Consider the following 13484-nt stretch of genomic DNA (forward strand, 5'->3'; position numbering starts at 1 on the left):
TATTCAAAAATGCTCTTGAAGACGAAGGTTTTCCGTTTCAACCAAATTATTTCAAGTCTTGCAACTTCTCTAACACAACCTTATATACATCCGTTAGGCTACCCAAATCTCTACGGAAAACATCCTTGTCCATATGGTGCCCTTCAGCATCCCAAAGGCGGCAATTATCTGGAGAGAATTCATCTGCCAAGATGATCTTGCCATCCTTATCAAAACCAAATTCCAATTTGAAATCAATCAAGCGAAGACCAATTTGTGCAAACCAATCCTTCAACAATTCATTGATGCGACGTGTTTCTTCCTTGATATAGGCAATTTGCTCATCATTGGCAATATCCAAGAACTTCACATGCTCATCATTGATGAATGGGTCATCCAAATCATCGTTCTTGTAGTAAAATTCAACGATTGGAGTTTTCAAGTCCAAACCTTCTTCCACGCCAAAACGTTTAGAGAAAGAACCCGCAGTCACATTACGAAGAACCACCTCCAAAGGAATAATTTTTACTTTCTTGTTGAGTTGTTCTGTGTCAGAAATACGTTCGATAAAGTGAGTAGCTACACCCGCAGCATTCAATTTTTCAAAAATAAGAGACGAAATCTGATTATTTAGCACACCTTTTCCCTTAATAGTCTCCTTACGAGCCCCATTAAGCATGGTTGCCTGGTCCTTATAGACCGACTTAATCACATTTTCGTCCTCAGTAATATAGATATCCTTAGCTTTTCCAGTATAAATCAGTTGATTGGTCATGACTTTGTTCGCCTTTCGTATTTTATCACCTTCATTCTATCACATACAAAGTGTATTTTCAATAAAATTCCGTACAATATAAGCAGAATCCGAATAAAAAGGACAGAAAAAAAGATCATCCAGAATAATCTCTGAACGATCCCTTTTTCATTAGTGACCAGCAGTTCGTTTTTCGATATAGTCGACAACATCCCCTACTGTGTTAAATTCATCAATAGCCTTGTCCGGAATCTCAATTTGGTATTCATCCTCAAGATTGATAATAAATTCCATCAATTCAACAGAATCCGCCTGTAAATCCTTACGTAAGTCAGATTCCAAAGATACTTGAAAGTCTGGACCCTTGCGATCTTTGAGAAATTCCTCAATTGTAACTAAAATTTCGTTTTGTTTACTCATACATTACCCTTCCTTCGATAATTCCTTCACTGATTTTCCAACAACATCTGTCTCTAACATGGTCCGAATCTGACGAATCGTGCTATAGACAGCTTTGGCATCACTCGAACCATGCGTTTTAACAACAGGTGCTTGAAGACCAAACAAGACCGCTCCTCCAACATCTGAGAAATCCAAGGTTTGCTTCAATGATTTCAAACGGTCCTTGAGCAGAAAAGCTCCTAATTTCGCCTTCCAGTTTCCTGTGGCAATTACTTGTTTCAATTGCTTCAAGATCCCAAAAGCCGTTCCTTCCATCGTTTTCAAGACAGCGTTTCCCGTGAAACCATCCGCCACAACGACATCAGCAACGCCATCCATCAAGTCACGCGCTTCCACGTTTCCAACAAAATGAATCGACTCATCCTCAGATAACAATTGGTAGGTTTCCTTGCGCAAAGGATCTCCCTTACTAGCTTCTGTCCCATTGTTCAATAGACCCACGCGTGGTTTTTGAATCCCACGAACATTTTCAGCATAATAAGACCCCATCACAGCATACTGATGCAAGTGCTCTGGTGTATTTTCCGCATTGGCCCCTAAGTCTAGCATATCATAGCCACGACCATCAACCGTCGGAAGTGTCGACATCAAGCCAGGTCGTTCCACCCCTTTGATGCGGCCAACGATAAAGAAACCAGCCGCCAATAGCGCACCTGTATTTCCCGCAGATAGCATGGCATCGACCTCACCAGCCTTCACATCCTTGGCAGCTAAGACCATAGAAGCCTTTTTCTTCCGACGAATGGCCCGCGTTGGCTCATCATCTGAATCGATTTTTTCTTCCGTATGCACAATCGATACACGTTCTGTTGCGGTTAAATAGTCTTTGATTTTTGCCTCATCGCCATACAAGACAATCTCAATATCATCAAAATCACGAATGGCTTGATTCACACCTTCTACCAAGGCTTGAGGTGCATTATCGCCCCCCATTGCATCTACTGCAATTTTTTTCATGTTTCACCTCCAGATGAATCTTTCATAATCGCTCCCCAATCACTCAAGGAATCGATAAACTTTTTAGCTTTTAAATGGATCCCTACATACTCCTCATACAACTGATCAATTGCCTGACGCAGAGCTGCTTTCATCTCCGCTTGTAGGGAAATCGTCTCTAACTCACTGAATCGTACTGCTTGAAACTGATCCAATAAATAGAGAACATTCGGATGCCAGTGAGCGCGTCTCTCATCCTGATCATAGTGATCCGGACAAAGCACCCCACTATACCGAAAAGAGTAATCAAAAGGAAGTCCAACCCGATGACAGAAACAGCATTCATGCAGATTCAAGATAACTCCAAATCGTGATAGAATCTGAATCTCAAAAATATTGGTTAAAACCTCATAATCCAGTCCCTCTTCCATCAAAGACAAGGTCTTTTCCAAAAAAGCAAACAGGGCCGGATCCACTTGATTATCCTGAATACTTGCATCCGCAAGCGCCAGAACATAGGTCGCATAAGAAAGGGCAAAAAGATCTGCATTGATTTTCTTATAAACCTGCACATCTTGAAAATCATCAATATAACTCAACCCATCATCATTGATTTTCAACAACATATCTGCCGTTACTAAAGGTTGCAACATGGGATTCAACCGTGATTTTCCCGCATGTTTCACAAAAAACATCCGCTTCCCTGACTTCTCTGTGAAGATTTTGACCAGCTTGTCATCCTCACGAAACTCCCGATTATACAGGACAATTCCCCGGGTCTCAATTGACTCCAGCATGTTCTTCCATATACTCCTTCAAGCGTTTCATTGCTTCCTTGATAACCTCCATGCTGGCTGCATACGACAAACGCACATAGCCTTCACCATATTGACCAAAAGCAGCACCAGGAATGAAAGCAACCGCTTTTTCACGCGCAAAATCCTGCAAGAAAGCAAAGGAATCTTGATTATAACCAGCTGGGATTTTAGCAAAAATATAAAAGGCTCCATCTGGCTTAATAATCTCAAACCCAAGTGCGGACATCTGTTCGATAATATAATCCCGACGCTTCACATATTCCTTCTTCATTGGCTCCGCATCATCCCGACCTTCCGTCAAAGCTTCGATCGCAGCATACTGGTTCATGGTTCCAGCAGCCGTTACCAAATACTGATGGCTCTTGATGAGTTGGGCCGTCAATGCAGCAGGCGCAAAGATAAAGCCAAGCCGCCAGCCTGTCATGGCATGAGATTTGGACAAGCCATTAATGACAATAGTCTGCTCAGGAATAAAGGAGGCCATAGAGACATGCGCTTCTCCAGTATAAGTCAACTCTGAATAGACTTCATCACAAATCACAAAGACTTCATATTTTTTTAAGACAGCAGCTAATTCTGCCATCTGTTCGCACGAATAAGTGACACCCGTTGGATTAGCTGGATAATTAAGAATAACAGCCTTCAATTTTTCACCCTGCTCTAGAATGGCCTTTTCCAACTTTTCAGGAGTCAAGACAAAACGATCTGCTGTCGTATCAATTTCAATAATCTCCGCCCCAACCAAATTCACAATCGGTTCATAACCAGGATAAGCTGGTGCCGGAAGAAGCACTACATCTACAGGTTCCAAGATTGCTGTCAAGGTTGCAGATAGGGCTTCAGTCGCACCGATCGTCACCAATATCTCATCTTCAGGACGGTAGTAAATACCATATTTATCAGCCACAAACTGACTCGCAGCCTCACGCAAAGCCAGCAAACCACTCATCCCAGTGTAATGGCTAAAATTCGCATCAATGGCAGCCTTTCCTGCTTCTTTTACATGTTCAGGAGTTGTAAAATCCGGTTCCCCCAAAGTCAAACGCAAGACACCAGGAATGGAAGAAATTGATTGATCGAACTGACGAATCAAAGAAACTTCGATCCGATTCAGATTTTTATTAAAACGTTTCGTTAAATCCATAGAACACCTCCAAAACACTTATATTCATTATACTATAAATAGGACCCCATCGCAAAAGAACAAGCCAGATCCCCACCTTTTGCTGACCACCAAAGGACATTTCAAAAATCCTTCCATGAAAAAAAGACTTAGCAATGCTAAGTCTTTCAAGCCATTATTGTTGACCACGTGTTGCCACATATTTCAATTGATCCGCATGTTTTGCCACAAAATCCTTCATTTCTGAATCAGGAATTTGACGAAGGTAGAGGTTAGAACGAATGGTTTCATCCTCTTCACGACAAGTTGACAATACTAAATACTTATCAGATGCTTTGATCTTGATATTAGGATTCTTCGTACGAGCTGACTCATAGATATTCTTCAATTGTGTCGTAAAATCATTGTCATCAGTAAAGCTTGTACGGTAGAAAGCGGTGTCCTCTGGGACAATGACCAATCCCATTACTTCATAATAATATTTCCGCTCTGGTGTCTCAATCACAACATACGGATGTTGGTCTAAATACTCTTGTTTGTCATAGTAGTTGACATCATTAAACATGCGATGATCGCCGACCTTACTACCACGAGCATGACCAAACAACCAAGTCAAACGATCACTGAAGTCTTTCTTGTTGTCCATATCCATGAAGACTGTCCCCATGTATGGTTCATTTCCACCATCAAACGTCTTATTCAAATAAGTTTCATTGTCAGTGGTTTGTACAACAGGTTCATCCAACTCAGTACCCGGTGCATAGACATAAGCGATTGCCTCAGGGTTAACAGCTGTTAACTGAGCAAAACGATTTTTCAAGTAATCTTTTTCTTCTTGACTTGGTTCATATTTAGTTTCTTGCTTGGTTGAACTTGTTCCAGTTGTTTTTTTAGCCGTGCTAGATGACTTAGTTCCTCCAAATGGATTAAAGAAAATAAATCCAGCAACAAGAACAACAACTGCAACAAGAGCAGCAATCACAAGACCCAATTTATTTGAACTTTTTTCCCCAGCTCTTTTCATTGATCGATCTCCTCTTGATGATTTTTTCTAAAAAATAACACTGAACCCGAAGGTCCAGTGATATTTTACGAGCTAATTAATAATCAAATTATTTAACTGCGCTTGTTTTTGGAAGAGCTTTACCAGCTTGTTTTGAATCAGCTTTACCAGCTTTAGCTGCGTCTCCACCTTTGTTTTCGTTAGATTTAGCTTCGCTTGTAGCTTGACCGTTAGCACCAGCTGCATTAGCTGCATCAGCAGAACCACCATGGTTAAGAGCTTTATCTTCTGCATCACGCATATCTTTTGTTTTGTTATCTTGAACACCAGTTGGATCGTTCCAGTATTTACCTGATGCGATAGCTGCTTTACGGTAAGTATCTTGAAGGTTAGCTACATATTTGTTACGGATGATGTTGTATGCTTCAGCGCGAGCTGCATCAACTTTAGCTTTGTAAGCTTCGTATTCATGTCCTGATCCGTATGCATCAAGAGCTTGTTGTGCTGCAACAACTGTTGGGTAAGCATTAACTTCAGCTTGGATATCAGCTTCGTGTGCTGCTACTTGTGTGTTTGCTTCGTCAGCGATATCGCGTTCAGAAACATAGTGTTTTTGGATCAAAGCATTTGAGCTGTAGTAGTTGTCAGATGCAAATGCTGGTGCTGCTGCTGCAAATACTGCAAGAGCTGCTACTGATGATAATAAAACTTTTTTCATTGTTTTATCTCCTTTTTTCTTTTCAAAAATTATTCGTTACTTCGTAACTAAAACTAGTATACTAGGATATTCTGCCTATGTCAAGACTTTTCTTATTTTTTTTGAAAAAAACTATCGATTTTTTTCCTGTTTCAAATGAATATTTCTTTACAGATATAAAATTTTATTGTATTTCTACTTTAATTCATGGTTCTAAAACCGTAAAAAGAGGGCAAGCTCCCCTCTACCAAGAAACATCTAGGAAAGACAATTGAAGAAAGACCAGAAGAAAGCAATAATCGTTCCCGTTTTGGAGATTGGGGAATCGATTCTGGGTGGAAAGACAATAGGAGAACCTTCTATTCTGACCTTAGTAGAACGAAAGACACGCTATGTTGTCACAAAGAAACTCGTGAAAAAGAAAGCAGAGTATGTCAATCAAGCAGTCTTAGAGTGTATGAAACTTTATCCCATTAAGTCCATAACTGCAGATAATAGAAACGAATTTTCATCATTGAGTAAGATAGAGGGTTAGATGTTTATTTTGCACATGCCTATTCATCTTATGAACGACAATGGACTACTAAGAGAGTTCATTCCGAAGAGGGCTTCGTTAAAAGAACTAAATCAGAATCTTTTAGAGGACTATACAAAGGCTATCAATGAAAGACCTAGACGAATTCATGGCTATCAGTCCGCAAAAAAGCTGTTTGAGCTAATACAAACAGCTCGAAAGATACTCACTTAATCAGAAGAACAACTTTGTTGAACTCGACTTGACAATTAGGGTTCTAAAATTTTTAAATACAAAACAATTAAACAGAAAAATTATATTTTTAGTAAAATGAAAAAGGAGAAAACCAATTTGTTTTCTCCTTTAACTAACTTAATAAAAGTTAATGAAAATAGATAAATAACTTAGATTATTTATTGAATCCTGCACCAAAGCGAGTGTTGTTCCCAAACTCACGAGTTGCATCATCCAAAGGTTTACCGTCAGTACCTGCAACTGGCTTAGCTGGATAAGTTTCAGCACCTGCAAAATTAATAGCTTTTTCTCCTCTTAATGGAGAAACAGCATAACCAAAACGGTTGTTGTGGTTATTAGCAGCATTTGCTTCTGTAACAATTTCTGTAGTTGGACGTGTTACACCAGGAATTGCTTTTGGATCTGGAGTAGCTGGAGTAGCTGGAGTAGCTGGCTTAGCTGGAGTAGCTGGAGTAGCTGGAGTAGCTGGCTTAGCTGGAGTAGCTGGAGTAGCTGGAGTAGCTGGAGTAGCTGGAGTAGCTGGCTTAGCTGGAGTAGCTGATTTAGCAGCGTTAAATCCTGCACCAAAGCGAGTATTGTCACCAAACTTACGAGTTGCATCATCCAAAGGTTTACCATCAGTACCTGCAACTGGCTTAGCTGGATAAGTTTCAGCACCTGCAAAATTAATAGCTTTTTCTCCTCTTAATGGAGAAACAGCATAACCAAAACGGTTGTTGTGGTTATTAGCAGCATTTGCCTTTGTAACTGTTCCAGTAGTTGGAGCAGTTACTCCTGGGATAGAAGGAACTTTAGTAGCTGCATAAGAAACGCTAGCGATTGCTGACAATGCTAATACACTTGATAATAAAACTTTTTTCATAATAGTTTTATCTCCTTTTTCATATTTAATATAGATTGCTCTATATTGAACATTTTATACATATATGTTGGGTTTGTCAAGTGTTTTTACAATAAAACACTTTAATATCAACAAATTAATTTTAAAATTAGGTCTATTTGATACCCGAAATTACGATTTAGTAACATATTATACTTATCTATTAGAATTGTTCGGTTTTTGGACACTTTTACTCAATCGTTTCTCTATGAAATAGACAGCTCCCCCTAATTTTACCAGTTCCCTCTTCTTTTCCACTCCAATTATTTCCTATTTTACCGCACGATTTTTGGGCAGAGTCTTCTTTGGCATACTTGGATCCACCTTGTTTTCTAGTTTTTGAGCCGCTCGAATTAGTTCTTTTCGCTTCTTTTCTTTTTTTAGCGCTTGCCACCATTGTCTGATTCCCATTTCTACTTCCTCCTATACAAAAGAGGCTAGTTTCCCAGCCTCTTTATTCTTAACATTTTTTGGCATTTCCGATTTCAAATAGAGGGGACAGAGGACGATTTTCATGAATGCGAACAATAGCCTCAGCTAGAAGTTTCGCAATCGAAATTTGCTCAATTTTGTCAATCAAACGATCCTCCGATAGATAAATCGTATCCAATACCACCAACTTCTTAATGGCTGATTTTTGGATGTTATCCATCGCTGGGCCTGATAAAACAGGGTGAGTGCAGCTCGCATAGACTTCAACAGCACCTGCTTCTGCAAGGGCATCCGCGGCATGACAGATTGTACCAGCTGTATCAATCATATCATCAATCAAGATACACGTTTTGCCTTCAACATTTCCAATGATGTTCATGACTTCACTCGTATTCATCTTATCGACACTCCGGCGTTTATCAATAATCGCAATCGGTGTCTTCAAGAATTCCGCTAACTTTCGAGCACGAGTCACACCACCATGGTCTGGACTGACAACAACATAGTCTTTTCCAATCATCCCGCGACGTTCAAAATAGTCGGCGATCAAAGGCGCACCCATCAAGTGGTCAACAGGAATATCAAAGAAACCTTGAATTTGAGCAGCGTGCAAATCAATTGTCAACAGACGATCAACTCCAGCAACCTCAAGCATATTGGCTACTAACTTAGAAGTAATTGGTTCACGAGCCCGAGCTTTCCGATCTTGACGAGCATAGCCGTAATACGGCATCACCACATTAATGGATTGCGCACTTGCCCGTTTCAAGGCATCTACCATAATCAAAATTTCCATCAGATTATCGTTAACCGGTGAGCTAGTAGATTGTAATATATAAACATCTTTCCCACGAATTGATTCTTCAATATTAACCTGAATTTCTCCATCAGAAAATTGACGAACCGTTGACTTTCCAAGCGGTAATCCCATTTCGCGAGACACACGTTGAGCCAATTCTTGATTTGACGACAAAGCAAAGAGCATTAAATCAGAAAATGACATGATTTCCTCCAGTAAAATCTAAAACCATATTGTACAGTCAGCACAAATTTCTCCTGTAATCATTTTATCGCTTTTTAAGCAAATATTCAAATATTAATTTATGGAAATTACAAAATCTATCACTACCTAAATTCTATCAAAAAAGAAGCAGAACAAATGTTCTGCTTCAGTATAATTCTTAGTTTGGATAGATATAAGTAACAGTACCTTGTGCTGTTGTTGGGTTAAACCAACCACGGTAGTTACCAATACTACGGATACCATTATAGTTAGACTCAGAAACTTGGATGCTTGTTGTAGATTGAACGGCTGTAACAACTGCTACGTGTCCATATCCACCATCATTCCAACATGCAATGGCACCAACTTGTGGTTGAGATCCTGTACGGAATCCTGCTGCCGCTGCACTTGCTGCCCATTGTCCACCATTACCCCAGTAATCACCAGCCCATGGAGCCAATGTCTTCGCACCCCATGTACATTCACCAACTGGATAAGATGATGCAGATGTACTATAAGTTGGACGAGAAGTAGTTGCTACTGGTGCAGCCGCTGCTTGAGTTTGAACAGCAGGTTGAGGTGCTGCTTGAGTTTGTGCTGCCGCTGGTGTTGCAGCAGGTGTTTGAGCTGCCGCTTGAACTTGTGCTTGAAGAGTTGTATTAGCTGAAGCTTTAACAGCTGCTTGTTGTTCTTTTTGTTTTGCACGGTAAGCTGCTTCAGCTGCTGCCGCTGCTGCTGCTGCTTTTTCAGCTTCCGCTTTTTGTTGCAACAAAGCATTCTTTTCGTTTTCAGCAGTTGATTTTTCAGCAGCCAAGTTCAATTGTGCTACTTTCAACTCAGCTTCTTTTGTTGACAAAGCTTGCGCATCATCTTCTAATTGCTGTTTGTTTGCAATGACAGTATTGATAGCATCGTTGTTTTCTTTTTGTTTTTGTGCAATCTCTTCTTTATCACGTTTTTGCTCTTGCAACATTTTGTTGTTAGCATCTGCAATTTCGTTCATAGCAGAAATACGTGAGATAGCTTCTGTCAAAGATCCAGAGCTAACAATCGCATTAATATAGCTTGTTGCAGTCCCAGTTGTTTGAGCACTACGTGCTTGATTTGCAAGTGATTCTTGACGAGCAACAATATTTTTTGACAACTCATCGATCTCAGCTGACAATCGTTCAGATTCTTCATTCAAACGGTCATTTTCAGCTTGAAGATTTTCTTGTTGTTTTTTAATTTCAGATACTTGACCTTGAATTTGATCTACCTGAGCTTGTGCACTTTGTTGTTGTTGATTAATACTATTGATTTTGTTATCTTGAGCAGCAATCTTATCATCTGTTGAATCAGCTGATACACCAGCTACGACAGCACCTTGTGATAAAGCAACTGTACTCAATAAGATTGTGGCAAATAATTTTTTCTTCATTAGATAAATTTTCCCTTTCTAATAAGACACTAACTAGTATAACAAATTTTTTAAAAATTTATATTACGCTATTGTTACATTTTTATTTCGAGTTTATAAATAAATCTTTTCAAGTAAAGGCTGTAATACTATTAATAGAAGCACATTCAAAATTAAACTTGGAAAAATTTGGTAAATAATTAGTGTAATCCAGTTAAATTTTATGCCGATAAAAAGAATCAAAAGAAGATTTGTTAAAATCTGAAATAATAGAATCGTTAATAAAAATGTAAAAAAACGAGTCAATCGATTGACCAAAATAATCTGATTACACCGATAAAAAATCACCTGTAGTATAGGAAATACTATGAATGCAATTCCTAGAGTGTGTAAAAAATACACATCAAAACAAAAACCAAAGAAGACTCCCCACCAAATACTAGCTATCTCAGAGAAATAGAGACTCAATAACATAAAACCATATAGAAATAAAAATGAAGTAGGTTCAAAGGAGTTTGGACAAAAACGAGAAATAAGAAAAGAGATCTGTCCGTCAACAAATAAAGATAAGAATAAGATTAAAGGGAAAAAATGGTACTTACGTATGACTTTCACACTACTCTCCAATCAATAGTACATAACGATTGACATCTAAATTAGCCTTTGGTTTCACACGAATTTCTTGCCCTAACTGATCAGATGCCTTTTGAGTAGAAGTCACTGTACCAAGAGGTAAGTCACTACTCTTATATTTTCCTAAACCACTTGTTGAAACCAGAGATCCTTTTTTAATTTCAACTGGATCTCCAATTTGCAACAACCGAAACTCACCTGTCTTCTCGTCATAACCATTTAATAAAGCAAAAATAGATTGACCTTGACTCTCAATTTTAAACGTCAGGTGTTGTGAAGAAATAGTATCTTCAACTAATAGTTTCACTTTGCTAGAATTTTTCTCTATACTTTCTACCACACCAATGACGCCACCAGACGAAAGAACAAACATAGAATCAGAAATTCCATCTGAACTACCTTTATCAATAACAAATTCCTGATCCCACGAACCATAATTACGGTCAATAATCTCACTAACGACTTGTTTAGAACCCGATACAGAATTCTTGATTGACATCAAATCCTTTAATTCTCTATTTTCTGATTCCAAACGGTTAAGTTTTGACTGGTCAATATCCTTTTGATAAAGACGTGATTTTAACGAACGGTTTTCTTCATTTAATTCAGATAAATTCTTTAAATCCTTTGCCTTAGATTCCACAACAACAAATGGTACCGATACTGCCTTATCAACAATAGCTAATATATCAGAAGATTTTAAAACAATCGAAGTTCTAACAGATGGAAAAAGAAATAAAATTCCTGAAACAGTTAAAACAAACACAAAACTAAAAATTTTAAAGAATCGATTCAAGAACATAGACAAAACCTTCAAAATATAAAAAATAGTTTGAGATGACATCTCAAACTTGGAAATTATACGGAGAATGGGGGATTCGAACCCCCGCGCCGGTTACCCGACCTAACGATTTAGCAAACCGTCCTCTTCAGCCTCTTGAGTAATTCTCCAAAATGGGCACGAGTGGACTCGAACCACCGACCTCACGCTTATCAGGCGTGCGCTCTAACCACCTGAGCTACGCGCCCAAGTTAAAAACTTGGTAAAGAACCTATGTTCAAAGCGGGTGACGAGAATCGAACTCGCGACAACAGCTTGGAAGGCTGTAGTTTTACCACTAAACTACACCCGCTTATTATTAAAAGAAATGGCGCGAGACGGAATCGAACCGCCGACACATGGAGCTTCAATCCATTGCTCTACCAACTGAGCTACCGAGCCAAATTGCGGGAGCAGGATTTGAACCTACGACCTTCGGGTTATGAGCCCGACGAGCTACCGAGCTGCTCCATCCCGCGTTAATATTAAGGAGGATGTGGGATTCGAACCCACGCACGCTTTTACACGCCTGACGGTTTTCAAGACCGTTCCCTTCAGCCGGACTTGGGTAATCCTCCAAGATAACAATGGACCTTGTAGGACTTGAACCTACGACCACTCGGTTATGAGCCGAGAGCTCTAACCAGCTGAGCTAAAGGTCCAACAAGATCAACAATATAGCGGCGAAGGGGATCGAACCCCCGACCTCCCGGGTATGAACCGGACGCTCTAGCCAGCTGAGCTACACCGCCATAATATCGGGAAGACAGGATTCGAACCTGCGACACCTTGGTCCCAAACCAAGTACTCTACCAAGCTGAGCTACTTCCCGATCTAAAGCTACCGCTTTATGCACCCTAGAGGAGTCGAACCTCTAACCGCCTGATTCGTAGTCAGGTACTCTATCCAGTTGAGCTAAGGGTGCTCGTTCCTATTCAATTATTACATAGCCTTGCGACCATGCACCCTAGAGGAGTCGAACCTCTAACCGCCTGATTCGTAGTCAGGTACTCTATCCAGTTGAGCTAAGGGTGCTTCTTTCAACCTTTGTCTATGCCGAGGACCGGAATCGAACCGGTACGATCGTTACCAATCGCAGGATTTTAAGTCCTGTGCGTCTGCCAGTTCCGCCACCCCGGCCTCCTCAAGCGAACGACGGGATTCGAACCCGCGACCCCCACCTTGGCAAGGTGGTGTTCTACCACTGAACTACGTTCGCATTGCTTTCTTTATATAAAAAAATGCCGGCTACATGACTTGAACACGCGACCCTCTGATTACAAATCAGATGCTCTACCAACTGAGCTAAGCCGGCTCATTATTATTCTCTTATGCGGGTTAAGGGACTTGAACCCCCACGCCGTAAAGCGCCAGATCCTAAATCTGGTGCGTCTGCCAATTCCGCCAAACCCGCAAAATATGACCCGTACTGGGCTCGAACCAGTGACCCATTGATTAAAAGTCAATTGCTCTACCAACTGAGCTAACGAGTCTTAAAATAATTTTCATTATCTTAACGGTCCCGACGGGAATCGAACCCGCGATCTTCGCCGTGACAGGGCGACGTGATAACCGCTACACTACGGGACCTATGGGAGTTAACGGGATCGAACCGCTGACCCTCTGCTTGTAAGGCAGATGCTCTCCCAGCTGAGCTAAACTCCCAAATGAGCCTAGTATCTACTAGGCTCAATCTCTTGCTAAGCGACTACCTTATCTCACAGGGGGCAACCCCCAACTACTTCCGGCGTTCTAGGGCTTAACTGCTGTGTTCGG

Annotated in this window: 13 protein-coding genes, 18 tRNA genes and 1 pseudogene; 1 reads left to right on the forward strand and 31 read right to left on the reverse strand. The window is 40.3% G+C overall.

What is annotated here, in order from left to right; all coding sequences use genetic code 11:
• Positions 1-46: 46 nt before the first annotated feature.
• The 7 genes from purC to abpA form a co-directional block, all read right to left on the reverse strand.
• Positions 47-754, reverse strand: a complete 708-nt coding sequence (gene purC / locus P5Y91_RS07970) for a phosphoribosylaminoimidazolesuccinocarboxamide synthase (RefSeq protein WP_277839224.1) — start codon at positions 752-754, stop codon at positions 47-49.
• Positions 755-904: 150 nt separating this feature from the next.
• Positions 905-1153: an acyl carrier protein gene (locus P5Y91_RS07975; RefSeq protein WP_021154192.1), complete on the reverse strand. Its 249-nt coding sequence runs from the start codon at positions 1151-1153 to the stop codon at positions 905-907.
• Positions 1154-1156: 3 nt separating this feature from the next.
• A complete protein-coding gene (gene plsX, locus P5Y91_RS07980) occupies positions 1157-2152 on the reverse strand; it encodes a phosphate acyltransferase PlsX (RefSeq protein ID WP_277839225.1) in 996 nt (331 codons plus the stop codon).
• Positions 2149-2928, reverse strand: a complete 780-nt coding sequence (recO, locus tag P5Y91_RS07985; protein ID WP_045760082.1) for a DNA repair protein RecO — start codon at positions 2926-2928, stop codon at positions 2149-2151. The genes plsX and recO overlap by 4 nt, the downstream gene beginning before the upstream one ends.
• Complete coding sequence (locus tag P5Y91_RS07990; RefSeq protein WP_277839227.1) at positions 2912-4093, reverse strand: pyridoxal phosphate-dependent aminotransferase; 1182 nt, start codon at positions 4091-4093, stop codon at positions 2912-2914. The genes recO and P5Y91_RS07990 overlap by 17 nt, the downstream gene beginning before the upstream one ends.
• A 154-nt stretch (positions 4094-4247) precedes the next feature.
• Positions 4248-5096 (reverse strand): class B sortase, LPKTxAVK-specific, encoded by an 849-nt coding sequence (gene srtB, locus P5Y91_RS07995; protein ID WP_049490639.1) that lies wholly within the window; start codon positions 5094-5096, stop codon positions 4248-4250.
• Between the two features lie 88 nt (positions 5097-5184).
• Positions 5185-5793, reverse strand: coding sequence for an amylase-binding adhesin AbpA (gene abpA, locus P5Y91_RS08000; RefSeq protein WP_118398219.1), 609 nt, complete (start codon positions 5791-5793; stop codon positions 5185-5187).
• Positions 5794-6006: 213 nt separating this feature from the next.
• Between abpA and P5Y91_RS08005 the strand changes: the two are divergent.
• A pseudogene (locus P5Y91_RS08005) lies at positions 6007-6520 on the forward strand (IS30 family transposase); the annotation flags it as partial.
• Positions 6521-6695: 175 nt separating this feature from the next.
• Here the strand turns inward: P5Y91_RS08005 and P5Y91_RS08010 are convergent.
• The 24 genes from P5Y91_RS08010 to P5Y91_RS08125 form a co-directional block, all read right to left on the reverse strand.
• A complete protein-coding gene (locus P5Y91_RS08010; RefSeq protein ID WP_277839230.1) occupies positions 6696-7403 on the reverse strand; it encodes a hypothetical protein in 708 nt (235 codons plus the stop codon).
• Between the two features lie 288 nt (positions 7404-7691).
• A complete protein-coding gene (locus P5Y91_RS08015; RefSeq protein WP_182448498.1) occupies positions 7692-7832 on the reverse strand; it encodes a hypothetical protein in 141 nt (46 codons plus the stop codon).
• Positions 7833-7881: 49 nt separating this feature from the next.
• The gene (locus P5Y91_RS08020; RefSeq protein ID WP_155127701.1) at positions 7882-8856 is read right to left on the reverse strand and encodes a ribose-phosphate diphosphokinase; all 975 of its coding nucleotides are present in this window, start codon (positions 8854-8856) and stop codon (positions 7882-7884) included.
• A gap of 178 nt (positions 8857-9034) precedes the next feature.
• Entirely contained in the window at positions 9035-10276 is a 1242-nt protein-coding gene (pcsB, locus tag P5Y91_RS08025; protein ID WP_049473285.1) for a peptidoglycan hydrolase PcsB, read from the reverse strand.
• A gap of 93 nt (positions 10277-10369) precedes the next feature.
• Complete coding sequence (gene mreD / locus P5Y91_RS08030) at positions 10370-10870, reverse strand: rod shape-determining protein MreD (RefSeq protein ID WP_049523114.1); 501 nt, start codon at positions 10868-10870, stop codon at positions 10370-10372.
• Between the two features lies 1 nt (position 10871).
• Positions 10872-11690 carry a rod shape-determining protein MreC gene (gene mreC, locus P5Y91_RS08035; protein ID WP_277839232.1) on the reverse strand — a complete coding sequence of 273 codons (819 nt, stop codon included), beginning with the start codon at positions 11688-11690 and terminating at the stop codon, positions 10872-10874.
• 61 nt (positions 11691-11751) lie between these two features.
• A tRNA-Ser gene (locus tag P5Y91_RS08040) sits at positions 11752-11839 on the reverse strand.
• Positions 11840-11843: 4 nt separating this feature from the next.
• Positions 11844-11917: transfer RNA gene (locus P5Y91_RS08045), tRNA-Ile, on the reverse strand.
• Between the two features lie 33 nt (positions 11918-11950).
• Positions 11951-12021, reverse strand: a tRNA-Gly gene (locus P5Y91_RS08050).
• Positions 12022-12037: 16 nt separating this feature from the next.
• Positions 12038-12110: transfer RNA gene (locus P5Y91_RS08055), tRNA-Phe, on the reverse strand.
• Positions 12111-12113: 3 nt separating this feature from the next.
• Positions 12114-12187: transfer RNA gene (locus tag P5Y91_RS08060), tRNA-Met, on the reverse strand.
• A gap of 9 nt (positions 12188-12196) precedes the next feature.
• Positions 12197-12286: transfer RNA gene (locus P5Y91_RS08065), tRNA-Ser, on the reverse strand.
• A gap of 10 nt (positions 12287-12296) precedes the next feature.
• Positions 12297-12370 (reverse strand) — tRNA-Ile (locus tag P5Y91_RS08070).
• Between the two features lie 16 nt (positions 12371-12386).
• A tRNA-Met gene (locus tag P5Y91_RS08075) sits at positions 12387-12460 on the reverse strand.
• A 6-nt stretch (positions 12461-12466) separates the two neighbouring features.
• A tRNA-Pro gene (locus P5Y91_RS08080) sits at positions 12467-12540 on the reverse strand.
• Positions 12541-12559: 19 nt separating this feature from the next.
• Positions 12560-12633 (reverse strand) — tRNA-Arg (locus P5Y91_RS08085).
• 36 nt (positions 12634-12669) lie between these two features.
• A tRNA-Arg gene (locus P5Y91_RS08090) sits at positions 12670-12743 on the reverse strand.
• Between the two features lie 19 nt (positions 12744-12762).
• Positions 12763-12848, reverse strand: a tRNA-Leu gene (locus tag P5Y91_RS08095).
• 7 nt (positions 12849-12855) lie between these two features.
• Positions 12856-12927 (reverse strand) — tRNA-Gly (locus P5Y91_RS08100).
• 23 nt (positions 12928-12950) lie between these two features.
• Positions 12951-13023, reverse strand: a tRNA-Thr gene (locus tag P5Y91_RS08105).
• A 17-nt stretch (positions 13024-13040) separates the two neighbouring features.
• Positions 13041-13122 (reverse strand) — tRNA-Leu (locus P5Y91_RS08110).
• 6 nt (positions 13123-13128) lie between these two features.
• Positions 13129-13201 (reverse strand) — tRNA-Lys (locus tag P5Y91_RS08115).
• Between the two features lie 24 nt (positions 13202-13225).
• Positions 13226-13298: transfer RNA gene (locus P5Y91_RS08120), tRNA-Asp, on the reverse strand.
• Between the two features lie 2 nt (positions 13299-13300).
• Positions 13301-13373, reverse strand: a tRNA-Val gene (locus P5Y91_RS08125).
• Positions 13374-13484: the final 111 nt, after the last annotated feature.

Source organism: Streptococcus taoyuanensis (assembly GCF_029589235.1).
In the GTDB taxonomy this organism is placed as follows: Bacteria; Bacillota; Bacilli; order Lactobacillales; family Streptococcaceae; genus Streptococcus; species Streptococcus taoyuanensis.

Coding starts and splice junctions, on each gene's coding strand:
- purC (WP_277839224.1), bottom strand. CDS start 754: ATGACCAATCAACTGATTTATACTGGAAAAGCTAAGGATATCTATATT.
- P5Y91_RS07975 (WP_021154192.1), bottom strand. CDS start 1,153: ATGAGTAAACAAAACGAAATTTTAGTTACAATTGAGGAATTTCTCAAA.
- plsX (WP_277839225.1), bottom strand. CDS start 2,152: ATGAAAAAAATTGCAGTAGATGCAATGGGGGGCGATAATGCACCTCAA.
- recO (WP_045760082.1), bottom strand. CDS start 2,928: ATGCTGGAGTCAATTGAGACCCGGGGAATTGTCCTGTATAATCGGGAG.
- P5Y91_RS07990 (WP_277839227.1), bottom strand. CDS start 4,093: ATGGATTTAACGAAACGTTTTAATAAAAATCTGAATCGGATCGAAGTT.
- srtB (WP_049490639.1), bottom strand. CDS start 5,096: ATGAAAAGAGCTGGGGAAAAAAGTTCAAATAAATTGGGTCTTGTGATT.
- abpA (WP_118398219.1), bottom strand. CDS start 5,793: ATGAAAAAAGTTTTATTATCATCAGTAGCAGCTCTTGCAGTATTTGCA.
- P5Y91_RS08010 (WP_277839230.1), bottom strand. CDS start 7,403: ATGAAAAAAGTTTTATTATCAAGTGTATTAGCATTGTCAGCAATCGCT.
- P5Y91_RS08015 (WP_182448498.1), bottom strand. CDS start 7,832: ATGGGAATCAGACAATGGTGGCAAGCGCTAAAAAAAGAAAAGAAGCGA.
- P5Y91_RS08020 (WP_155127701.1), bottom strand. CDS start 8,856: ATGTCATTTTCTGATTTAATGCTCTTTGCTTTGTCGTCAAATCAAGAA.
- pcsB (WP_049473285.1), bottom strand. CDS start 10,276: ATGAAGAAAAAATTATTTGCCACAATCTTATTGAGTACAGTTGCTTTA.
- mreC (WP_277839232.1), bottom strand. CDS start 11,690: ATGTTCTTGAATCGATTCTTTAAAATTTTTAGTTTTGTGTTTGTTTTA.